Raw genomic sequence first — 22,353 nt, 5'->3', positions numbered from 1 at the left:
TGCGGGTTTCGGCCCGACCCTCTGCCGCCTGTGGATAACTTCTGCGGCAGTTCCTGGATCTGAGTCACAATGCCTGCATGGAAACGCGCGACAGCTTACCTCCCCGATTGGCGTCAGCCCCATTCACCTTCGACTCGGCTCGGACCGAAGGCATTCCCGCCTCAAGGCTGCGGCGTCGGGATGTGATTCATGTGGGGCGCGGACTCTACCGCCCGTGGGACTGGGACTTTGATCTGGAAGCGGCGGCCAGGGCGCTGTCGGAGGCTTCTCCGGGCGCATGGATCTCCCACGTCACTGCGGCGCGGCTCCGGTGCCAAGTGCTGCCGCCATGGCTCGCGGACTCTACAGAACTACATTTGAGCAAACCCAAATGTCTTCCCTCGGTGCGTCGTAAGGGAGTGCTTGGCCATACCCTGCTGGCGGAAGAAGACGAGATTGAAACAGTCGACGGCATCCGTATCAGCACCCGGTCACGGACATGGCTGGATTTGGCACGAAGACTGCCGCTGCGGGACTTGGTGTGCATGGGTGACCAGATAATCCGTATTCCACGAATGGAATTCGAGGGCCGGGCGCAGCCTTTCGACACTCTGAACGGTTTACGCTCCCTCGTTCTGCGCCACCCCAATCTTCAGGGCATTGTCCGTGCCAGGGAAGCCCTGGAGCTGATGCGGGTGGGCGCAGACTCGGCGCCTGAATCAATGCTTCGTCTGGCGATGGTGGACGCCGGACTCCCTGAACCTGACCTCCAACTCACACTGAGAAGCGGCGACCCGTTGTCGCCGTCGGCAGATCTCGGATACCGTGCGCAGCGGATCGCCATTCAGTACGACGGCGGTCATCACCTCGTCGAAGCTCAGATCTTCCGCGACAGACGGCGAGACAAAGCTTTCGAGGCGGCGGGATGGACCGTCCTGACGGTAGGAAAGGACGACCTCGATGAGGGATTTCATGGGGCGGTCATCCGGATAAAGCGGGCAAGGCGAATGGCGCAGCTGGACCATCCTCATGCGTCCGGCTTTGCCGGCCCCCGGTGAGAGAGGGTGGCCGTCATCTCTGCAGGAAGTGATAGAGGATCCCTGGGGCTGCGGGCGCCGTATGGCTAACAGACAGCTACCCGTCCACCTTGGCAGCGACATCGGCTGCACGCTCGACGCCTCGCCCGGCAGGCACCACATCTGGCCCCTGTGATGCGGACCTGCTCCCGGAACGGCCGCCGCGGCGCAGGGAGACGAAGACGACGGCGACGCTGAGAGCCACCAGCGCGGTGACGTACAGGGCGGTCGGGAAATCCTCGGCCAGCAGGCGAGGAATCGCCCGGCCCGGCACGGAGACCGCGAAGCCGAACGCCACAGCGATGCCAATGTAGCTGCCGATCATGTTGCCCCGATGCGCCGGGATGTTCCGCCGGACCGCGCTGACGAGTCCGAGGCTGACGGTCACGATCGTGAATGCCGACAGCCCGTGAAGCCAGCTGAAGTGCCCGTTGCTGACAATCCAGAAGCTGCTGAAGCAGACGTAGTACATCGCCGCAACCCACAGGTGTCCCATGGTGCGGTGGATACGGTCACGGCTGCGGCGAAGGATCTGGACCGGGCCGATGGCGAGGACAAAGAGGGCGGCAATGACGTGGCTGGCAAGCAGTACATTCCAAGGCTCCATGCATCTAGGATAGGAGCACTATCCAGCGATGTACATCAAGATAGCCAGCGCGGCCGAAGCTATCCAAGGTGACCATCCAGACGAAGGACCGAACAGGCATGCAACTGAAGGAGCTCAGCGAGCGGACCGGTGTCTCCCCCGCCAGCATCAAGTTCTACCTCCGCGAGGGGCTGCTGCCCGCGGGCCGGTCGGTGCACGCCACCCGGGCGGAGTATTCAGAACAGCACGTGAGCCGGCTGGAACTCATTCATGCGCTGAGGCGCGTGGTCGGGTTGAATATCGCCCAGATCGGTTCCCTGCTCAGAATGGCCGACGGCGGTGTTCCCCGCCTTGAGCTTTTGGCCGCGGTCCAGCGAACGGTGCTGGGCCTCGATGGGGTGAGTGCAGCGCAAGGCGACTTGCACACACCGGCGGGTGACGCCGTCGTACGTTCCCGGAACTGGCCGGACGTACCGAGTGACGCCAGAAACTCGCTCAATGCCCATTTGGCCCGGATGGAAAGTCTCGGCGTGCGCGTATCCGGCGACCTGCTCGACGCCTATAGCCAGGCCGTGGACGCCATTGCCGCAGTGGATATTTCGGCCACCACGGCGCCGGAGGACGTCAACCGGCTGATGATGACGGCGGCCGTGGGCATGCACCTGCACGGGCAGCTGGTCCTGAAGTTACTGGCACTCGCGCAGGCTAGCCATGCGATCCGGCGCTATGAAGAGCACGCTTAAATGGCGGTGCTCCCCCACTCGAAGGTGAGAGAGCACCGCATCAAAACCCGCAAAGGGTGAGAGAGGGTCCGGTCAGAACCGACAGGATCTGAGGGAGCGTCTGGTGAAAACCTGCAGGAAGGGCGAGAGCGTTTAGCGGTCGAGGTCGCCGCGGATGAAGGCCTCGACCTTTTCGCGGCCGAGGTCGTCGTTGAACTGCTCCGGCGGGGACTTCATGAAGTAGCTGGACGCGGAGATCAGCGGGCCGCCGATGCCGCGGTCCAGGCCGATCTTCGCCGCACGGATCGCGTCGATGATCACACCGGCCGAGTTCGGGGAGTCCCAGACCTCAAGCTTGTATTCCAGGGACACCGGGGCGTCGCCGAAGTTCCGGCCTTCGAGGCGGACGAAGGCCCACTTGCGGTCGTCGAGCCACTGCACGTAGTCGGACGGGCCGATGTGCACGTCCTTCGCGGCGAGCTCGGCCTCGACGTTGGAGGTCACGGCCTGGGTCTTGGAGATCTTCTTGGACTCGAGGCGGTCGCGCTCCAGCATGTTCTTGAAGTCCATGTTGCCGCCGACGTTCAGCTGGTAGGTGCGGTCCAGCGTGACGCCACGGTCTTCGAACAGCTTCGCCATCACGCGGTGGGTGATGGTGGCACCGATCTGGCTCTTGATGTCGTCACCCACAATCGGCACGCCGGCGGCGGTGAACTTGTCGGCCCATTCCTTGGTGCCGGCGATGAAGACCGGCAGTGCGTTCACGAACGCCACGCCGGCGTCGATGGCGCACTGGGCGTAGAACTCGGCGGCATCCTGGGAACCGACCGGCAGGTAGCAGACCATGACGTCGGCCTGGGCATCCTTCAAAGCCTGGACGACGTCGACAGGTTCCTCGGTGGACTGCTCGATGGTCTCCAGATAGTACCGGCCCAGGCCGTCCAGGGTGTGGCCGCGCTGAACCGTCACGCCGGTCGGCGGGACCTCGGCCAGCTTGATCGTATTGTTTTCGCTCGCCAGGATAGCGTCGGCCAGGTCGTGACCGACCTTCTTGCCGTCAACATCGAACGCGGCAACGAACTGGACATCGTTGACGTGGTACTTGCCAAACTCCACGTGCATCAGACCCGGAATCGTGGCCTGGGGGTCGGCATCCCGGTAGTAATGGACACCCTGAACCAGCGAAGCGGCACAGTTACCCACGCCGACGATAGCTACACGAATCGGATTTGAAGACACGGAACTCCTTTGAGAACAAACTTCATGTACCCTGCGCGTCTGTACCTTGCTGTACGACGGCGGCTGACGGGCACCGCGCCACGCGGCGCGCTTATCAGTCTAACCAAACGCTGCCGGGGCCGGCTTTGTTCCCGCCGGCCCCGGCCATTTGATTACGCGCCACGTTGGAGGTGGGTTCAGGCCGGCTGCGCCCAGAGATTGATGTCGGATTCGACGGCGAACTCGTCGATCGCCGTCAGCTCGTCAGCGCTGAACTCCAGGTTGTTGATGGCGGCCAGGGTGTCCTCGAGCTGCCTGACGCTGGACGCCCCGACGAGCGCGGAGGTCACCGGGGAGCCCTTGGGCTGGTCGCGGAGGATCCAGGCGATGGCCATCTGCGCCAATGACTGTCCGCGGCCGGCGGCGATGGCATTCAGCCCGCGGACCCGGTCGAGCTTGTCCTCGGTCAGTGCGGACTCGGAGAGGAACCTCGCCTTGGCCGCGCGGGAGTCGGCCGGGACGCCGTTGAGGTACCTGTCGGTCAGCAGGCCCTGCGCCAGCGGGGAGAACGCGATTGAGCCGGCGCCCACCTGGTCCAGTGCCTCGTAGAGGTTGGGCGAGCCGTTTTCGGTCCAGCGGTTCAGCATGGAGTAGCTGGGCTGGTGGATGAGCAGCGGGGTGCCGAGTTCCTTCAGGATGCGGGCGGCCTCGAGGGTCTGCTCCGGCGTGTAGGAGGAGATGCCGGCGTACAGGGCCTTACCGGAACGGACAGCGTAATCGAGCGCGCCCATGGTTTCCTCCAGCGGCGTCTCCGGGTCGGGGCGGTGGCTGTAGAAAATGTCCACGTAGTCCAGGCCCATGCGCTGCAGCGACTGGTCCAGGCTGGAGATCAGGTACTTCCGGGAGCCCCACTCGCCGTACGGGCCGGGCCACATGTAGTAGCCGGCTTTGGTGGAGATGACCAGCTCGTCGCGGTACGGCTTGAAGTCGTCCTGCAGGTGCCGGCCGAAGTTGGTCTCCGCGGAGCCGTCCGGCGGGCCGTAGTTGTTGGCGAGGTCGAAGTGGTTGACGCCGAGGTCGAAGGCGCGGCGCAGGATGGCGCGCTGTTCATCGAAGCGCTTGTCGTCGCCGAAGTTGTGCCACAGGCCCAGCGAGATGGCCGGCAGTTTGAGGCCGCTGCGTCCGACGCGGCGGTAGGGCATGGTGTCGTAGCGGGTGTCCGAGGCCACATAAGTCATGCGTTCCATCCTGCCAGCCGCGCCGAGGCTTCGGGGCGGACGTCCACCATCCGGTCACCGGCGGTGGACGCCGCCCCCAAGAAAACGTCAGTCGCTGACGACGGCGGCGCTCAGCGGACCGAGTTCCGCACGCTCACCTTCCAGCCGGACGGCGTCGTCGGTGGCCAGCAGCAGGGCCGTGCCCGCCCCGTCCAGGCTCACGGGCTGTTCCGAGAAGTTGAGCAGCACCTGCACGCCACCCCGGCGGAACCGCAGCCAGCGGGCGTCCTCGTCGAACGCCACCTGCGTGTCCTCGAAGCCCAGCTTGGTGAGGTCCGGCGTAGAGCGGCGCAGGGCGGTGAGCGAACGGTACAGCTCCAGCAGCCGGGCATGGTCGCCTTCGGCGGCTTCCGCCCAGTCCAGCTTGGACCGGCGGAACGTCTCAGGATCCTGAGGATCGGGCACGACGGCGGGATCCCACCCCATGCGCTCGAACTCCTTGATCCGGCCCTCCGCGGTGGCCTTGCCGAGATCCGGCTCCGGGTGCGAGGTGAAAAACTGCCACGGCGTGCTGGCGCCGTACTCTTCGCCCATGAACAGCATGGGCGTGAAGGGTCCCGTCAGGGTCAGCACCGCAGCGAGGGCCAGGCTTCCGTACGGCAGGGTCTGGGAGAGCCGGTCGCCCCTGGCACGGTTGCCGATCTGGTCGTGGTTTTGCGAGCAGACCACCAGGGCGGCTGGGTGTACGGCGCTGAAATTAATCGGCCGTCCGTGGTGGCGTTCCCGGAAGCTGGAGTAGCTGCCGTCGTGGAAGAAGCCGTCCCGGAGCACCTTGGCGAGGGCGGCCAGCGAGTCGAAGTCACTGTAGTAGCCGGTGGTTTCGCCGGTGACGTTGACGTGGACGGCGTGGTGGAAGTCGTCGCTCCACTGCCCTTCCAGCCCGTACCCGTTGACGTCCCGCGGGTACAGCAGCCGCGGGTTGTTGAGGTCGGACTCGGCGATGAGCGTCAGCGGCCGTCCCACCTCGGCGGAGATCTGATCGGCCAGCGCCCCGAAGTCCTCCAGGATGTGCACCGCCCGCTCATCCTTCAGGGCGTGGACGGCGTCCAGCCGCAGGCCGTCCACCCGGTAGTCACGCAGCCACATGGCCAGGTTGTCCAGGATGTACCGGCGCACATGGTCGGAGCCGGGCCCGTCCAGGTTCACGGAGTCGCCCCACGTGTTACCCTCGCCCTGCTTGAGGTACGGCCCGAACCGCGGCAGGTAGTTCCCGCTGGGGCCGAGGTGGTTGTAGACCACGTCCTGGATCACGCCAAGGCCTGCGGCGTGGGCGGCGTCGACGAACCGCTGGTACGCTTCCGGCCCGCCGTATGCCTCGTGCACAGCGAACCACTGCACACCGTCGTAACCCCAGTTGTGCGTGCCGTTGAAAGCGTTCACCGGCAGCAGCTCGATGAAGTCGACGCCCAGGCCGGCGAGGTAGTCCAGCTTCACGGCGGCCGTGTCCAGCGTCCCTTCGGGCGTGAATGTTCCGAGGTGGAGCTCGTAGATGACGGCGCCCTGCAGTTCCCTGCCCTGCCAGGCGTCGTCCTGCCAGCTGTACGCGGACGGGTCGAACGTGCGGGACAGGGCGTGAACGCCGTCGGGCTGGCGGCGGGTCCGCGGATCCGGAAGCGGTGTTTCGTCGCCGTCCAGAAGGTACCCGTAGTCCACGGCTCCATCTTCTGGTGCTCCGGCGGCGGTCCACCAGCCGGCGTCCTCCGGCCCGGTCCCGGCCCGGCGCTGCATGGCGTAGCGCTCCCCGCCGGCCAGCAGCGTCACGGATTCAGCGTTGGGCGCCCAGACGTCGAAGCGTGCGGGGCCCTGAACGGGTTTCGCGGCTGCCCGCGGGTAGGTGTGCGTCATGACTCTCCTCCTGTCTGCGGCACCAGCAGCGCAACGGGGAACGACCGGAAGATGTCGGCGATCTTCACTGCCCCCGGTCCGAAGCCGGCACCGGTCAGTTCGTCTTTCATGGCGGTGTTAAGTTCGACGGCGGTGTCCCGCCATCCGCCCGACTGTTCCAGCCCGTAGGGAAGCCGCGTGGCGAGGGTCAATGCACCCGGCGCCGCCGCGGTGCCGCGGTCGAACGCGAGCAGGTGCGCGGCGGCGGGCCCGCTGGCCAGGACCGGACGGTACCCGGTGAACAGCTCCGGACGGTCCCGGCGCAGCCGCAGCGCGCGCGACGTCACCAGCAGCTTCGTCCGCTCATCGGTAAATGACGCGGGAAGGTCGCCGGCATCCAGCTGCTCCAGCGCGGCGCGGCGGTCGTCGAAGCTGAACGGCCGCCGGTTGTCCGGGTCCGTCAGCGACCGGTCCCAGAACTCCGTGCCCTGGTAGACGTCCGGAACGCCGGGCATGGTCAGCTGCACGAGCTTGGCGGCGAGGGAGTTCGAAGCCCCGTACGGCTCCAGGAGCTCGACGAGGGCTTCCACCTCGGCCCGCACGGCGGGATTGTCGAACACGGCGTCGACCGCGGCCTTCAGCTTCTCCTCGAACGCGGGGACCGGATCGGTCCAGTTGGTCGAGTTCCCCGCTTCACGCGCGGCCTTCAGCGCGTAGTACTGCAGGCGTTCCCGGCTGGCGGGCCAGGCGCCGGCAATGGCCTGCCACAGCAGCGCGGCCAGCGGGCCGTCCGGCAGCGGGGCCAGGTCACGCAGCCGGTTCAAGGCCTTTTCCCAGTCACCCGCAACCTCGGAAATGACCGAAATCCTTGCCCGGGTGTCCTCACTGCGCTTGGTGTCGTGCGTGCTCAGCGTCGTCATGGACAGCGGAAGCTCGGCCTGCCGGTGTGCCAGCCGGGCGTGGAACTCGTCCGGCTCCACGGCGAACTCGGTGGGGTCGGCGCCCACTTCCGTGAGGGTGCCCAGGCGGTTGTAGCGGAAGAACGCGGTGTCCTCCACGCCCTTGGCCATGACCATGCCCGAGGTCTGCTGGAAGCGCCGGGCAAGCTCCAGGTCCGTGTCCAGCAGCAGCGGCTGCAGAGCCTGGATGGCCTGGTCGAGTTCCGGCCGCCTACGCGCGGCAAGCTCGCACGCCTCCTTCAGGACCTCGGCGCCCTCCGGCAGGTAGGTGCGGTAGACCGGGAAGGCGGCGATGATTTCGGCGAGAGCGTCGGCTCCGGCGTCGATTGAAACGTTGGCGTCGCCCGGAACCAGCCGGGCCAGCCGCAGGATTTCCGAGTGCAGGATACCGTCCGTGATCCGGCGCTTGGTTCCGCGGATCATGTCCTGGTAGTCGGCGGGCTCGCCGCCACGCAGGGACGCGTCAAGCCGGTCCAGCGGTTCCTGGCCGCGCGGGTCCACGAGAACCCGGTCGACGTCGGCGAGGGCGTCGTAGCCTGTGGTGCCTTCACACTCGAAGCTGGCGGGCAGCTGCTCCCCCGGCTCCAGGATCTTTTCGATCAGCAGGTAAGCGCCGCCGGTGACTTCCCGGAGCCGCTTCAGGTACCCCTCGGGGTCCGCGAGGCCGTCCGGGTGGTCGATCCGCAGGCCGTCCGCAAGGTCCTCGCGGAACCAGCGCACCACCTCCTGGTGTGCCTCGTCGAAGACGGCGGGGATTTCCACGCGGACGCCGGCGAGCGTGTTCACCGCGAAAAAGCGGCGGTAGTTCAGCTCGTTGTCCGCGCGGCGCCAGCCGATGAGCTCGTAGTGCTGCCGGGCGTGGACATCCCGCGGGGCGTCGCCTTCGGTGTAGGTTCCCTCGGCGAGCGGGAAGCGGTGGTCGTAGTACCGCAGCTCCCCGTCCTTGATTTCGAGCTGGTCGAGGTCATCGTCGCTGCCGAGGACCGGCAGCCGGATGCGTCCCCCGGCGAGGTCCCAATCGACGTCGAACGCCTCCGCGTAACGGGACTGGCGTCCCTCCTTGAGCAGCGACCACCACCAGGGGTTCTGCACCGGCGTCGCGACGCCGACGTGGTTGGGCACGATGTCGATCAGCACGCCCATGCCCGCGGCGCGGGCCGCCTTGGAAACCGCCGCGAGGCCCTCCGGCCCGCCGCGTTCGGGGTCGACGGCGGAGGGATCGGTGACGTCGTAGCCGTGGTCGGAGCCCTGCTCGGCAGTCAGGACCGGAGAAAGGTAAACCCAGTCGACGCCGAGCGAGTGCAGGTACGGAACGGTTTTGGCCGCGTCGAAGAGTGTGAATCCCTTCCTGATCTGCAGCCTGTACGTGGAGACTGGCGTTCTCATGCGTCCTCCCCAGCGGGCTTGACCGCCCTCAGGTGGCCGCCGCGCTTTGCCGCAGGCTTGCGCGCCGGCTTTTCCGCCGGCTGCTCCTCCGGGTCCTTCGCAGGCTCCGCACCAGGTTCCGCTGCGGACTTCGCAGGCTCCGCAGCCGGTTCCGGCGCCGGCTCAGCAACCGGCGGGTCAGCAACCGGCGGGTCGGCCGGCTCAGCAACCGGGTCAGCGGCCGGCTCCGCAGGCTGATCGGCCGGCTTCTTCGTCTTGGCCGGCTCGGGAACGGCAGGAGCGGTGAGCGCCGCCGTCTCGGCGGTGGCGGTCTGCGTCAGTGCAGCCAGGGAAGCAGCCACGGAATGGTCAGGCTCCTCCTCCGGTGCGCTGTGGGCGCGAAGCACAACCAGCGACTTGGCCGCAACGGACAGGATGGTTCCGGCGTCCGCGGGCTTGGAGTCGGCCCCTTCACCGGCGGTGTCGATGATGACGTCCCAGGCCGGCGCGTATTCGTCCGGCGGCAGCGTGAACTCGACGTCGCCGTCGTGGGCGTTGAAGTACAGCAGGAAGTTCACGTCCGTGATCCGGCGGCCGCGGTCGTCATGGCCCTGGATGCCGTCGCCGTTGAGGAACATGCCCACCGAACGGCCGAAGCCGCTGTCCCAGTCCTCCGGGGACATGAGGTTGCCGTCCGGATCGAGCCATACGATGTCCGGCAGCCGCTCGCCCTCGCCCCGCCGGACGGGCCGGCCGTCGAAGAAGCGGCTGCGCCGGAACGTGGGGTGCTTGGCGCGCAGCGAGTTGACCGCCGCGGTGAATTCGATGAGCGGCTGGTCCACGCTGTCCCAGTTGACCCAGGTCAGCTCCGAGTCCTGGCAGTACCCGTTGTTGTTGCCCTGCTGGGTGCGGCCCATCTCGTCGCCGTGCAGGATCATCGGCACGCCCTGGGAGAGGAGCATGGTGGCGATGAAGTTGCGCTGCTGCCGGGCCCGGAGGGAGAGGACCTTGGGATCGTCCGTCGGGCCCTCCACCCCGCAGTTCCAGGAACGGTTGTGGGACTCGCCGTCCTTGTTGTCCTCGCCGTTGGCCTCGTTGTGCTTCTCGTTGTAGGACACCAGGTCACGGAGGGTGAAGCCGTCGTGTGCGGTGACGAAGTTGATCGAGGCGACCGGGCGGCGGCCGGAGTGCTCGTAGAGGTCGGCCGAGCCGGTGATGCGCGAGGCGAACTCGCCCAGCGTGGCAGGTTCGCCGCGCCAGAAATCGCGCACGGTGTCGCGGTACTTGCCGTTCCACTCCGTCCACTGCGGCGGGAAGTTGCCCACCTGGTAGCCGCCGGGCCCGACGTCCCACGGCTCGGCGATCAGCTTGACCTGGGACACGACGGGATCCTGCTGGATGAGTTCGAAGAACGTGGAGAGACGGTCGACGTCGTAGAACTCGCGGGCCAACGCGGCGGCGAGGTCAAAGCGGAACCCGTCCACGTGCATCTCGGTGACCCAGTAGCGCAGCGAGTCCATGAGCAGCTGCAGGGAGTGCGGCTGGCGGACGTTCAGGGTGTTGCCGGTGCCCGTGTAGTCCATGTAGTACTGCTTGTCGTCCTCCACCAGGCGGTAGTAGGCCTCGTTGTCGATGCCCTTGAAGCTCAGGGTGGGCCCGAGGTGGTTGCCTTCCGCGGTGTGGTTGTAGACGACGTCGAGGATGACCTCGATGCCGGCGCGGTGCAGCGAGCGGACCATCGCCTTGAAGTCCTGGACCTGCTGGCCGGTGTCGCCGGTGGAGCTGTAGGTGTTCTGGGGCGCGAAGAAGCCGATGGTGTTGTAGCCCCAGTAGTTGCTCAGGCCCTTCTCCTGCAGCGTGCCGTCATTGACGAACTGGTGCACCGGCATCAGCTCGATCGCGGTGACGCCCAGCTTCTGCAGGTGCGAGATCACGGCCGGGTGTGCCACGCCGGCATAGGTGCCGCGCTGTTCCTCGGGAATCTCCGGGTGCAGCTCGGTGAGCCCCTTGACGTGCGCCTCGTAGATGACCGACTTGTGGTACGGGATGCGCAGGTTCTGGTCGTTGTCCCAGTCGAAGAACGGGTTGATGACCACGCCCATCATCATGTGGGCCGCGGAGTCCGCGTCGTTCTTGGATGAGGGGTCGCCCATGTTGTACGAGAACAGCGCGGGATCCCAGTCGATCTGGCCGGCGACTGCCTTGGCGTAGGGGTCAAGCAGCAGCTTGTTGGCGTTGAAGCGCTGGCCGTTCGCGGGGTCGTAGGGTCCGTGAACGCGGTAGCCGTACTTCTGTCCGGGCTGGATCTGGGGCAGGTAGCAGTGCCACACGTAGCCGTCGACTTCACGGAGCGTGACCCTGGTTTCGGTCCCCTCGTCGTCGAAGAGGCAGAGTTCCACCTTTTCTGCGTGCTCGCTGAACAATGCGAAGTTGGTTCCCGTGCCGTCAAACGTGGCTCCCAGCGGGTAAGCCGATCCGGGCCAGATTTCCATTCGTGCTCCTATACATCGTCCAACACCGCGTCCGGCAGGTCTTCACGCACTACCTGCACGGAACTTGGTCTTACCGTAGCGGGTGGGTATGACTATTACGTGACCCGTCGCTAATTACTAAGCGTGCTGACTTTACCCCATATTTCGGGTAGGACGTCGGATATGCGCCCCGCCGTCAGCGGGCCGCCGGCCGCAGCCGCCGCTCCGGAGAGGCCGTGCAGGCTCGCCCCCATCGCAGCAATGGCCGCCCAGCGTTCGTCCGGATCGATGCCCACCGCCCGGAAGCGTCCGACGTCGGACCCCACCTGGGCGAGCAGCGCACCAATGATTCCGGACAGCACATCACCGCTTCCGGCGGTGGCCAGCCAGGGCGTTCCCTCGGACTGACTGTAGAAATCCTGGTAGGGCGATGCCACCAGCGTGCTGGCGCCCTTCAGCAGCACCGTGGCCTCGGTCAGGCCGGCGGCCCGGCGCACGGCAGGGAGGGTGGAGGCTTCGACGGCCTCGCGGTCCATGTCGGCGCCGAGACGCTGCAGCAGGGTGGCCAGTTCCCCGGCGTGCGGCGTCAGCACCACCTGCGGGGCAAGCACGTCCGGCAGCACGGGCAGGGCGCCGGCGTCGGCCACGGCGGGCAGTCCGGAGTCGACGGCGTCGCGGACGCGCTGCATCTCTTCCTCGTCCTTGCCGTCCATCCCGGAGCCGACAAGCCAGGCCTGGACGTGGGTCTCTGCCACCGTGCCGGTGCTGCAGACCACCTCGGGGCAGCTGTGGCGGATGAGGTCGGCCACCTCGGGTGGCCCGACGTAGCGGACCATCCCGACGCCGGCGGCCAGCGCGCCGCGGCAGGCGAGCACGGCGGCGCCCGGGTAGGCCGGGGAGCCGGCCACCACGCCGAGGACGCCCCGCGAATACTTGTGGGCGCGCCGTGCAGGCCGCGGCAGCAGGGTGGCCAGGTCGGCGGTCTCCAGGCGGCGCAGGGCAGGCCACGGGAGCGAGTCCTCGATGCCGATCGGAACCGCCACCACCCGGCCGGCGAAGTCGGCCCCGGGATCCGCGAGCAGACCGGCCTTGGCCCCGCCAAACGTGACGGTGATGTCCGCGGGGAGCACGGGACCGGCGGCCTCGCCGGTGTCGGCGTCCACGCCGCTGGGCACATCGCACGCCACCACGAGGCCGTGCGTACTGCCGGCAAGCCGCGCCACGAGGTCCGCCGTGGCTCCCCTGAGCCCGCCCTGGGCACCGGTTCCGAGCAAAGCGTCAATAATGACGTCGGCCCTGCCCGCCAACGCGGCCAGTTCGCCGGCGTTCGCGTCGGTCAGCGTCAGAACCCGGCCTCCGGCGCGCCGAAAGGCGGCCAGGCCGTCCGGGTGGGCCGTGGCGGAGGCGAGCACCGCCGTCGTACGCATTCCCCGTCCGGCGAGGTGCGCTGCGGCGAAGAGGCCGTCGCCGCCGTTGTTGCCTTTGCCAACCAGGACGGCGGCGCTGCCGCCGTACAGGCGGCGTCCGCGGCGGCGCAGCTCGGCGATGGCGGCGCCGGCCATGCCGCGGGCTGCCCGCTGCATGAGAACAGCGCCCATACCCGAATCCAGCAGGGGCTTTTCAGCTTCCCTGATCTGGGTTCCGGTATAGGCGCTGATCATGGAGTCAGTCCGTCCGGGGTCAGCCCTCGGCCAGGACGGTGGCCGTGGCAATGCCGCCGTCGTGGCTCATCGAGAGGTGCCACCGTTTGACGCCCTTGGCGTCGGCCACGGCGAGCACCGTTCCCTTGACCTGGATGGTGGGCCCGTTCTGGTCCAGGCCGATCCAGCAGTCCTGCCAGTTCATGCCGGCAGGCGCGCCCAGGACCTTGGCCACGGCTTCCTTGGCGGCAAACCGTGCCGCTAGGGAGCGGGTGTTCAGTTCCCGTTCGGCCGGCACAAAAAGCCTGTCCCGCAGTCCGGGTGTGCGCTCCAGCTGCCGTCCGAAGCGCTCGATGTCCACTACGTCTACGCCGATGCCAACAATCATGGGCTTACTCTACTGTGACGCTCTTGGCCAGGTTGCGCGGCTGGTCCACGTCGTAGCCCTTGCCGGCGGCAAGTTCGCACGCGAAGATCTGCAGCGGAACCGTGGTCAGCAGCGGCATCAGCAGCGTCGGGGTTTCCGGGACGTAGAAGACGTGCTCGGCGTAGTCGCGGACCGCTTCGTCGCCTTCCTCGGCGATCACCAGGGTCCGTGCACCGCGGGCCCGGATCTCCTGGATGTTGGAGACCACCTTGGAGTGCAGCGAATCCCGGCCGCGCGGGGACGGGACCACCACGAACACCGGCTGGCCCTCATCGATCAACGCGATCGGGCCGTGCTTGAGCTCACCGGCGGCGAAGCCCTCGGCGTGGATGTACGCGATTTCCTTCAGCTTCAGCGCACCCTCCAAAGCCACCGGGTAGCCCACGTGGCGGCCCAGGAACAGCACGGACTTCTCGTCCTTCATGCTCCGGGCCAGCTCGCGCAGTTCCTCGGCCGAGTCCAGGATCTTCTGGATCTTCGCCGGGATCTTGCCCAGGTCAGCCAGCACGTCCTTGACCTGCCCGGAGAAAATGTTCCCCCGCAGCTGCGCCAGGTACAGGCCCAGCAGGTACGCCGCGGTGATCTGGGCCAGGAACGCCTTCGTGGACGCCACCGCGATCTCCGGACCGGCGTGCGTGTACAGCACGGCGTCGGACTCCCGCGGAATGGTCGAGCCGTTCGTGTTGCAGATCGACACCGTCTTGGCGCCCTGCTCCCGCGCGTACCGGACCGCCATCAGCGTATCCATCGTCTCGCCGGACTGGCTGATGGAGACCACCAGGGTGTTCTCATTCACGATCGGGTCCCGGTACCGGAACTCGTGCGCGAGCTCCACCTCGGTGGGGATCCGGCACCAGTTCTCAATCGCGTACTTCGCCACCAGGCCCGCATACGCGGCCGTGCCGCAGGCCAGCACGATGATCTTGTCGACCTTCTTCAGCAGCTGCGGATCAATCCGCAGCTCATCCAGGGTCAGCTTCCCGTTCAGGTCCGACCGGCCCAGCAGGGTCTGCGCCACGGCGTCGGGCTGGTCATGGATTTCCTTCTCCATGAACGAGGAGAAGCCACCCTTCTCAGCGGAGGCCGGGTCCCAGTCCACGTGGTACTCCTTGCCCTGCGCCGGGGCACCGAAGAAGTCCGTGATCTCCACCGTGTCAGCGGTGATCGTCACGATCTGGTCCTGGCCCAGCTCCACCGCGCGGCGGGTGTAGTCAATGAACCCGGACACGTCCGAACCCAGGAAGTTCTCGCCCTCGCCCAGGCCCACCACCAGCGGGGAGTTCCGGCGCGCAGCCACCACCACGTCAGGCTGGTCGGCGTGCACCGCCAGGAGCGTGAACGCGCCCTCGAGCCGCTGGCAGGCCAGTTCCATCGCCCGGGTCAGGCCGCCGTCGGAGACGTCCCCGCCCAGCTTGTTCCGGAAAATATCGCCCAGCAGCGCCGCGGCCACCTCGGTGTCGGTCTCCGACGCGAAGACAACGCCCTTGGCCAGCAGCTCCTGCTTCAGCTCAGCAAAGTTTTCAATGATGCCGTTATGGATCACCGCAAGCTTCCCGCCATCAGACAGATGCGGGTGCGCGTTCTGATCCGTCGGACCACCATGCGTGGCCCACCGCGTGTGCCCGATACCGGTCAGCGACTCCGGCAACGGCCGCTCCTCCAGCTCGGCCAGCAGGTTGCTCAGCTTCCCGGACTTCTTCCGCGAGGAAATCTCCCCGTCAGCCACCACCGCAACACCGGCAGAGTCATAACCCCGGTACTCCAGACGGCGCAGCCCCTCAAGAACAACATCCAACGCGCCGTGCCCGGCCTCAGCCCGACCCGACGTACGGCCTACATAACCCACGATTCCACACATGGGTATAAGCCTATCTGGCTTTGCGGAGAACTCCTGCCCCGCTACGTCATCCTGCCCGCCGCCGTCGCCGGATGCCCAGGAGTACGAGCAGCAGGCACTGGCCGGCGAGTCCGGCCCCTGCGAGCATCATCCACTGCTCACGGTCCGCGTCGCCGAGTGCCCCGGTGAGGTAGCCAACCAGCGGGATGGCGTAGAGCGGCGTCCCTTTGATCTGGCGGGCGCGGACGGGCTCCGGATCGCTGGCGTTGGCGTTGTCACCCTTAGTGATCAGGGTTCTCTCACCGTCCTGCATGGCACCGAAGCCCACAATCCGTTGCGTGCGGACCCCGGGGCTGCTTGGGACGGCCTGGTAGGTGACGATGTCGCCGAACTTCAGCTGGCTCAAGGCCGCGGGTTTCACCACGAGGAACGTGCCGGCGGAATACGTCGGCGCCATGGAATTTGTGGTCACGGTGTACGTCTGGGACCCGGTGGCCTGGGGAATGACCACTAGGCCCAGCGCTGCGAAGAGGAGGGTCATGAGGACCGCAAAGTTCGCCCAGAGCCGGGCCGCTGCGAACCTTTTACGGCGGCGGATTTCGAAAATCCGGGTGGCCGCTCCCCCGCCGCGCCTGCCACCAAAGTCGCGGCCAGTTCGCTGCGGCACCTGCGGTGTGACTGCCTCTCCCATGTTGGGACCCTCAAATTCTGCGTCGGTTCTCCCTTATTCACTGAACAGTCCCGCGGCAGGATCAGGAATGGGCAACGCGTAGGGTCAAGATTCACTCAAGAATGGCTCCCATTTCGCTCTCGGCGCCCGGCGGGGCAGAATCTCTAGGGTGACTTTGCAACGCAACGAAGCGAACGGAGAGGGTGTTTCCCCGTTCGTGGAGCTGGACCGGCAGACCTGGTCCCGGCTTTCGGCCCAGATGGAGCAGCCCCTTAACGAAGAGGACGTGCTGCGCCTTCGCGGCCTCGGTGACCCCCTGGACATCAACGAGGTACGCGATGTCTACCTCCCCCTGTCCCGGCTGCTGCACCTGTATGTGGAAGCCGCCGGCCAGCTGCATGCGGCCACCACAACGTTCCTTGGCGAGCAGACCCAGCGCACCCCGTTCGTGATCGGCGTCGCGGGTTCCGTGGCGGTGGGCAAGTCCACCATCGCCCGTGTTCTCCGCGAAATGCTGCGGCGCTGGCCCGGCACGCCGAACGTCGAACTCATCACCACGGACGGGTTCCTGTATCCCCTGGCCGAACTCAAGCGCCGCCAGCTGCTGGACCGCAAGGGGTTTCCGGAGTCCTATGACCGCCGCGCGCTGCTGCGCTTCGTCAGCGAGATCAAGGGCGGCGCCGAGGAGGTGCGGGCACCCTGGTACTCGCACGTCACCTATGACATCGTCCCGGGCAAGGAAGTGGTGGTCCGGCGGCCGGACGTGCTCATTGTCGAGGGGCTGAACGTGCTCGCACCCGCGCGTCCGCGGCACGACGGCCGCCAGGGGCTGGCGCTGAGCGACTTCTTCGACTTCTCCATCTATGTGGACGCCAAGACGTCATATATCGAGGAATGGTACGTGGACCGCTTCCGCAAACTCCGCTCCACTGCCTTCGCCCAGCCGGAGTCGTACTTCCACCGCTATGCCACGCTGTCCGATACCGAGGCCGAAGCGACCGCGCGTGACATCTGGAAGCGCATCAACGAGCCGAACCTGGAGGAGAACGTGCTGCCCACCCGGGGCCGGGCGCAGCTGGTGCTCACCAAGGAAGCGGACCATTCCGTCCGCAGGATGCTGCTGAGGAAGGTCTAGCACGCATGTGCCGCAACTGCTCCCCCCATCCTTCGGCCGACGCCGGGCCCTCCACCGGGACCCAGCCCACCTTTGGGGCGCAGCCCACCCGCCGCGCGCTGGCACGGCTGCTGATGACAGGTGCCGGCTTGTCGGCCCTCACCGCCTGCACCCCCGGCCCGGCACCTGAATCTGAGGGAACCGGAACGCCGGTTGCAGGCTCGGGCTCCCCCTCGCCTTCCGCCACCGGCTCTCCGGCGTCCGGCTCCGCGTCCGCCGCCGCCTCGGTGTCCGCGACCGCTTCGCCGGCGGCAGCTTCGTCATCGGCCGGCGCCGCTAAGTCACCGTCCGTTTCGGCGACGCCGTCCACGACGGCGGCGGCAGCACCGCCGTCGGCCGCGTCACGCCTGCCCAAACAGTTCTCTCTGACTGATCCAGCCAGCCCCTGGGTGATCGTCAACAAGCACCGCCCGCTCAAGCCGGCCAACTACGTTCCGGCCGATCTGGTCCAGCCGCGCGTCGCCCTCGCGGTCACCGGTGAGGCGGCGCAGCTGAACAGAACGACGGCGGCTGCCGCAGAACGGATGTTCGCCGCGGCTGCGGCGGACGGCGTGAACATCACGCTGGCGAGCGGCTACCGCTCGTACGCGACGCAGGTGGTCACCTACAACGGCTGGGTGAGCTCCCAGGGACGGGCTGCGGCGGACACCGCCTCGGCGCGGCCGGGCTACTCAGAGCACCAGACAGGCTGGGCGTTCGACATCGGCGACGCCGGCGGCGCGTGCAGCTTTCAGCCGTGCTTCGCCGAGCAACCGGCCGCCGTCTGGGCCAAAGCAAACGCGCACCGGTTCGGCTTCGTGGTGAGGTACCCGTGGATGCAGCACACGATCACCGGATACTTCTACGAATCGTGGCACCTGCGGTATATCGGCGTGGAGGCGGCCACGGACATGCGGAAGCGCGGCGTCGCCACCCTGGAGCAGTATTTCGGCCTGGCTTCCGCCCCCGGCTACCTCTGACGCGGCTGTTACTTATGGGCCGGCTACTTATGGGCCGGCCGGTCACGGTCCCGTAAACGTGGTGCGGTAGTTTGGTTGGCATGCTTAGTGGATTCAAGAAGTTCATTCTCAAGGGAAACGTCATCGACCTGGCCGTGGCGGTGGTCATCGGATCGGCGTTCAGCGCCGTGGTGGATGCGCTGGTCAAGAGCGTCCTGATGCCGCTGATCTCGGTGCTGGTCGGAGAGCCGAACTTTGACAACTTCCTGGCGTTCGGCGACGTCCGGTTCGGCGTGCTGCTCACGGCGGTGGTTAACTTCCTGCTGGTTGCCTCGGCACTCTACTTCGTCATCGTCGCCCCGATGAACAAGCTGATCGAGCACCGTAACCGCAAGCTGGGCATCGGGCAGGACACCAAGAAGGAAGCGGCCGAGGATCCGCAGATCGCCCTGCTGAAGGAGATCCGCGACGCCCTGCAGACCCAGAACCAGGCGGCCAAGTAGGCCGGGCCCCAATAACGCCAGCAAAAAAGCAGCCCGCCTCCGACTGAGTTATTCAGTCAGGGAGGCGGGCTGCTTTTGGCGTTGGGGCGAAAACCTAGTCGCCGACGAGTGCCAGCGCCAGCTGGGTCTTCACAACCTGGGCGAGGCGTTCGGCGATGACCTGGGCGGTCTGCTGGTCGCCGGCCTCCACCATGACGCGCACAACGGGCTCGGTGCCGGACGGGCGCAGGAGCACGCGGCCGGTGTCGCCCAGTTCGGCTTCGGCTGCCTTGACGGCTGCGGCGAGGGTCTCGTCGCCGCCGACCCGGCTCCGGTCCACGTCCTTCACGTTGATGAGGACCTGGGGCAGCTTGGTCATGATGGTGGCGAGTTCCTTGAGCGGGCGGCCGGTCAAGGCCACCTGCGCTGCCAGCTGGAGGCCGGTCAGAACGCCGTCGCCGGTGGTGGCGTAGTCGGCGAGGATCACGTGGCCGGACTGTTCGCCGCCCAGGTTGTAGCCGCCGTCGCGCATTTGTTCGAGAACGTACCGGTCCCCCACGCCCGTCTCGCGGATGGCGATGCCAGCGTCACGGAGGGCGATCTTGAGGCCGAGGTTGCTCATCACGGTGGCGACCAGGACGTTGTCGGCGAGCTTGCCGGCCTTCTTGAGGGCGACGGCAAGGATGGCCATGATCTGGTCGCCGTCCACCTCGTTGCCCTCGTGGTCCACGGCCAGGCAGCGGTCGGCGTCGCCGTCGTGGGCAATGCCGAGGTCTGCGCCGTGCTCCACGACTGCTGCCTTCAGCGGGCCGAGGTGCGTGGAGCCCACGCCTTCGTTGATGTTCAGGCCGTCCGGTTCGGCGCCGATGACAACGACGTCAGCGCCGGCGTCCTTGAAGACCTGGGGGGAACAGCCGCTCGCGGCGCCGTGTGCGCAGTCGAGGACCACCTTGAGGCCGTTGAGGTTGTGCGGGAGGGTGCCCAGGAGGTGGACGATGTAGCGGTCCTCGGCGTCGGAGAAGCGCTGGATGCGGCCCACCTCGCCGCCCACCGGGCGGAAGGGCTCCTTGCCCATCTGGGCCTCGATGGCGTCCTCCACCTCGTCGGGGAGTTTCTGGCCGCCGCGGGCGAAGAACTTGATCCCGTTGTCGGGAGCGGGGTTGTGCGAGGCGGAGATCATGACGCCGAAGTCGGCGTTCAGGTCTGCCACGAGGTAGGCGGCGGCGGGGGTGGGCAGGACGCCGGCGTCGTAGACGTCGATTCCGGAGCTGGAAAGCCCGGCCTCCACGGCTGCGGCGATGAATTCGCCGCTGGCGCGGGGGTCCCTGGCAACCACGGCGCGCGGCCGTGCACCTTCGCTGGTGCGTTCATGGCCAAGCACGACGGCGGCGGCCTGGGCCAGCTGCAATGCGAGCTCGGCAGTCAGCAGGCCATTCGCCAGGCCCCGGACACCGTCTGTTCCAAATAATGTAGACATCGGGTCAAGTTTAGACGATTCAGGTGCCCGTCCCTGCCTTGAACCCGCTCCCCACGGCGTTCGTGAAGGGCGTTGCGGACGTTTCCCCTGCTCACCGGCCTTGCCTGCGCCGTAACGGGGATTAACGGCAGAAGCCCGCCCCGCCAAATGGCGGAACGGGCTTCTGAAGTCCAGGGTGCGGCCGCACCAGCGGCCCCAGCCCGGGGCAAGCGCGATTTAGCGCTTGGAGTACTGCTGAGCCTTGCGTGCCTTCTTGAGACCGGCCTTCTTACGCTCGATGACGCGGGCGTCACGGGTGAGGTAGCCGGCCTTCTTCAGGGTGGCGCGGTTGTTCTCGACGTCGATCTCGTTCAGCGAACGGGCGATGCCGAGGCGCAGTGCACCGGCCTGGCCGGAGGGGCCACCGCCGTGGATGCGGGCGATGACGTCGTAGGCGCCTTCGAGATCCAGGATCTTGAAGGGCTCGTTGACGTCCTGCTGGTGCAGCTTGTTCGGGAAGTAGTTGTCCAGCTCGCGGCCGTTGATGGTCCACTTGCCGGAGCCCGGTACAACGCGAACGCGTGCAACGGCTTCCTTGCGGCGGCCAACAGCTGCGCCGGCAACGGTCAGTGCCGGGCGCTCCTTCTTCGGAGCAGCTTCAGCGGCGCTGCTTTCCGAGGTGTAGCTGGTCAGGTTTTCCTCAGCCTCAACGGCTTCGGTGGTCAGTTCATCGTTCTGAGCCACGGTTCTCCTTGTAGATAAAAGTGTTGGTGGCCAGGACTACTGGGCGACCTGGGTGATTTCGAAAGTCTTGGGCTGCTGGGCTGCGTGGGGGTGCTCGGCGCCACGGTAGACCTTCAGCTTGCTCAGCTGCTGGGCAGCGAGGGAGTTCTTGGGGAGCATGCCCTTGATGGCCTTCTCAACGGCGCGGACCGGGTTGGACTCCAGCAGTTCCGCGTAGTTGACGGAGGTCAGGCCGCCCGGGTAGCCGGAGTGGCGGTATGCGCGCTTCTGCTCCAGCTTGGCGCCGGTGAGGGCAACCTTTTCAGCGTTGATGATGATGACGAAGTCGCCCATGTCCATGTGGGACGCAAAGGTCGGCTTGTGCTTTCCGCGCAGCAGTGTTGCGGTCTGGCTGGCAAGACGACCCAGGACAACGTCGGTGGCGTCAATGACGTGCCACTGGCGGTTGATATCGCCGGGCTTCGGGGTGTACGTACGCACGGTGTTTGCCTCGTTCTTGTTCTGGCGTTCTTGTTTTAGGCGTCACGCGGGGTGCGCCTACTATCTATGCGCGACCGGAACAGAGGTGAGGGCTCTATGGACCAGTTATCCCCTAGTCCCGAAAATGCCCGTCGGGTAGCGATCCTGCAACTGGATCCCCAAGCGGGCACGCATCATCGAGAAAGGACACGCACAACGACTACCAAGAATAGCGCCAACCGCAGGCCCGGGTCAAAATGGGGTATCCGGCGGCGGGGGCTTGGGGTCCTGCGCCAGCGCCGGGCCCTTCCAGCCAGGAGTCCATGTGTCGTCAGCAGGTATCGCCGCCAGCGCCGGGCCGCTCTTTGCAGGTCCGATCTTTGCGGGGCCGAACTTTGCAGTGGCCGTAGGACTCGTTGGCATTCTACTGAGCCCGATCGCTGAACTCCTCATCGCCCGCACCCTCCCCCGCCTGGGTGGACTCCCGGGCGTCCGGACCAGAATTACGACGGCGGCACTCACCGGAGTGCTGTGCGGCGCCCTTGCGCTGCGGTTCGGCATGGAGTGGTCCCTGCCGGCCTTCCTGCTGCTGGCCGTCCTCGGCGTGCAGCTGGCCCGCATTGACCTGGCGCATCACCTGCTGCCGAATCCCCTCGTGCTGACGCTGCTGGCGGCCGGCCTGGCACTCCTCCTTCTGGGCAGCTCCGCCACGGCCGAGTGGGCCGAACTGCTCCGCGCGGCGGCCGGGGCCGCTGTGCTGTTCGTTGTTTTCCTGATTTTGGCCCTTATTTCGCCAAACGGCATCGGCATGGGGGACGTCAAGCTTGCCGCCCCCGTGGGCCTTTACCTGGGCTACTTGGGCTGGAGCCAACTGTTCTACGGTGGAGCACTCGGCTTCGTACTGGGCGGGATTTTGTCCGTCGTTTTGATTAGGCTCAAACACGCCAATTTGCGCTCCGAAGTCGCCTTTGGCCCCTCCATGCTCGCCGCCGCCTTGGGCACTGCTTTATTGGCATCCTGAAGGCCGAATTACTGGTCAAACGTCAAAT

Annotated in this window: 19 protein-coding genes; 6 read left to right on the top strand and 13 right to left on the bottom strand. The window is 66.7% G+C overall.

Annotated elements, in window-relative coordinates:
* The first annotated feature begins 77 nt into the window (after positions 1 to 77).
* Positions 78 to 1,037, top strand: coding sequence for a hypothetical protein (locus ACFTSA_RS03070; RefSeq protein ID WP_377949527.1), 960 nt, complete (start codon positions 78 to 80; stop codon positions 1,035 to 1,037).
* Positions 1,038 to 1,113: 76 nt separating this feature from the next.
* Here the strand turns inward: ACFTSA_RS03070 and ACFTSA_RS03065 are convergent, their stop codons facing one another.
* Positions 1,114 to 1,662, bottom strand: a complete 549-nt coding sequence (locus ACFTSA_RS03065; RefSeq protein ID WP_377949525.1) for a DUF2306 domain-containing protein — start codon at positions 1,660 to 1,662, stop codon at positions 1,114 to 1,116.
* 98 nt (positions 1,663 to 1,760) lie between these two features.
* Between ACFTSA_RS03065 and ACFTSA_RS03060 the strand changes: the two genes are divergently transcribed.
* Positions 1,761 to 2,384, top strand: a complete 624-nt coding sequence (locus ACFTSA_RS03060; protein WP_377949523.1) for a MerR family transcriptional regulator — start codon at positions 1,761 to 1,763, stop codon at positions 2,382 to 2,384.
* Between the two features lie 132 nt (positions 2,385 to 2,516).
* Here the strand turns inward: ACFTSA_RS03060 and ACFTSA_RS03055 are convergent, their stop codons facing one another.
* The 9 genes from ACFTSA_RS03055 to ACFTSA_RS03015 all read right to left on the bottom strand — a co-directional run bounded on the left by ACFTSA_RS03055 (position 2,517) and on the right by ACFTSA_RS03015 (position 16,072).
* On the bottom strand, positions 2,517 to 3,602 hold the full coding sequence (locus ACFTSA_RS03055) for an inositol-3-phosphate synthase (protein ID WP_377949521.1): 1,086 nt from the start codon (positions 3,600 to 3,602) through the stop codon (positions 2,517 to 2,519).
* A gap of 176 nt (positions 3,603 to 3,778) precedes the next feature.
* Positions 3,779 to 4,819, bottom strand: coding sequence for an L-glyceraldehyde 3-phosphate reductase (gene mgrA, locus ACFTSA_RS03050; protein ID WP_377949519.1), 1,041 nt, complete (start codon positions 4,817 to 4,819; stop codon positions 3,779 to 3,781).
* 87 nt (positions 4,820 to 4,906) lie between these two features.
* Positions 4,907 to 6,703: a malto-oligosyltrehalose trehalohydrolase gene (gene treZ, locus ACFTSA_RS03045; protein ID WP_377949517.1), complete on the bottom strand. Its 1,797-nt coding sequence runs from the start codon at positions 6,701 to 6,703 to the stop codon at positions 4,907 to 4,909.
* Positions 6,700 to 9,027: a malto-oligosyltrehalose synthase gene (treY, locus tag ACFTSA_RS03040; RefSeq protein WP_377949515.1), complete on the bottom strand. Its 2,328-nt coding sequence runs from the start codon at positions 9,025 to 9,027 to the stop codon at positions 6,700 to 6,702. Before treY ends, treZ begins: the two co-directional genes overlap by 4 nt.
* Positions 9,024 to 11,498 (bottom strand): glycogen debranching protein GlgX, encoded by a 2,475-nt coding sequence (gene glgX, locus ACFTSA_RS03035; protein WP_377949513.1) that lies wholly within the window; start codon positions 11,496 to 11,498, stop codon positions 9,024 to 9,026. Before glgX ends, treY begins: the two co-directional genes overlap by 4 nt.
* 110 nt (positions 11,499 to 11,608) lie before the next feature.
* Complete coding sequence (locus tag ACFTSA_RS03030) at positions 11,609 to 13,138, bottom strand: NAD(P)H-hydrate epimerase (protein ID WP_377949511.1); 1,530 nt, start codon at positions 13,136 to 13,138, stop codon at positions 11,609 to 11,611.
* 19 nt (positions 13,139 to 13,157) lie between these two features.
* Entirely contained in the window at positions 13,158 to 13,505 is a 348-nt protein-coding gene (locus tag ACFTSA_RS03025) for a holo-ACP synthase (protein ID WP_104136634.1), read from the bottom strand.
* Between the two features lie 4 nt (positions 13,506 to 13,509).
* Positions 13,510 to 15,402, bottom strand: a complete 1,893-nt coding sequence (gene glmS / locus ACFTSA_RS03020; protein WP_377949509.1) for a glutamine--fructose-6-phosphate transaminase (isomerizing) — start codon at positions 15,400 to 15,402, stop codon at positions 13,510 to 13,512.
* Between the two features lie 46 nt (positions 15,403 to 15,448).
* Positions 15,449 to 16,072 (bottom strand): signal peptidase I, encoded by a 624-nt coding sequence (locus ACFTSA_RS03015; RefSeq protein WP_377949507.1) that lies wholly within the window; start codon positions 16,070 to 16,072, stop codon positions 15,449 to 15,451.
* A 148-nt stretch (positions 16,073 to 16,220) separates the two neighbouring features.
* Here ACFTSA_RS03015 and coaA point away from each other — a divergent pair, with 148 nt between their 5' ends.
* The 3 genes from coaA to mscL all read left to right on the top strand — a co-directional run bounded on the left by coaA (position 16,221) and on the right by mscL (position 18,666).
* Positions 16,221 to 17,186, top strand: a complete 966-nt coding sequence (gene coaA, locus ACFTSA_RS03010; protein WP_377949505.1) for a type I pantothenate kinase — start codon at positions 16,221 to 16,223, stop codon at positions 17,184 to 17,186.
* Between the two features lie 5 nt (positions 17,187 to 17,191).
* Positions 17,192 to 18,184 (top strand): D-alanyl-D-alanine carboxypeptidase family protein, encoded by a 993-nt coding sequence (locus ACFTSA_RS03005; protein WP_377949503.1) that lies wholly within the window; start codon positions 17,192 to 17,194, stop codon positions 18,182 to 18,184.
* A gap of 80 nt (positions 18,185 to 18,264) precedes the next feature.
* The gene (mscL, locus tag ACFTSA_RS03000) at positions 18,265 to 18,666 is read left to right on the top strand and encodes a large conductance mechanosensitive channel protein MscL (RefSeq protein ID WP_377949501.1); all 402 of its coding nucleotides are present in this window, start codon (positions 18,265 to 18,267) and stop codon (positions 18,664 to 18,666) included.
* 94 nt (positions 18,667 to 18,760) lie between these two features.
* Here mscL and glmM read toward each other — a convergent pair whose 3' ends face one another.
* From glmM to rplM, 3 genes are all read right to left on the bottom strand, one after another.
* Positions 18,761 to 20,122, bottom strand: a complete 1,362-nt coding sequence (gene glmM / locus ACFTSA_RS02995) for a phosphoglucosamine mutase (RefSeq protein ID WP_377949499.1) — start codon at positions 20,120 to 20,122, stop codon at positions 18,761 to 18,763.
* Between the two features lie 216 nt (positions 20,123 to 20,338).
* Positions 20,339 to 20,845, bottom strand: coding sequence for a 30S ribosomal protein S9 (gene rpsI, locus ACFTSA_RS02990; RefSeq protein WP_354257882.1), 507 nt, complete (start codon positions 20,843 to 20,845; stop codon positions 20,339 to 20,341).
* A gap of 36 nt (positions 20,846 to 20,881) precedes the next feature.
* On the bottom strand, positions 20,882 to 21,325 hold the full coding sequence (gene rplM, locus ACFTSA_RS02985) for a 50S ribosomal protein L13 (protein WP_003805351.1): 444 nt from the start codon (positions 21,323 to 21,325) through the stop codon (positions 20,882 to 20,884).
* Positions 21,326 to 21,629: 304 nt separating this feature from the next.
* On the opposite strand from rplM, the gene ACFTSA_RS02980 reads away from it, so the two are divergent.
* On the top strand, positions 21,630 to 22,325 hold the full coding sequence (locus ACFTSA_RS02980; RefSeq protein ID WP_377949497.1) for a prepilin peptidase: 696 nt from the start codon (positions 21,630 to 21,632) through the stop codon (positions 22,323 to 22,325).
* Positions 22,326 to 22,353: the final 28 nt, after the last annotated feature.

The organism is Arthrobacter sp. NPDC057013, assembly GCF_042674585.1.
Taxonomy (GTDB): domain Bacteria; phylum Actinomycetota; class Actinomycetes; order Actinomycetales; family Micrococcaceae; genus Arthrobacter.
This window is presented reverse-complemented; position numbering and strand designations above follow the sequence as displayed.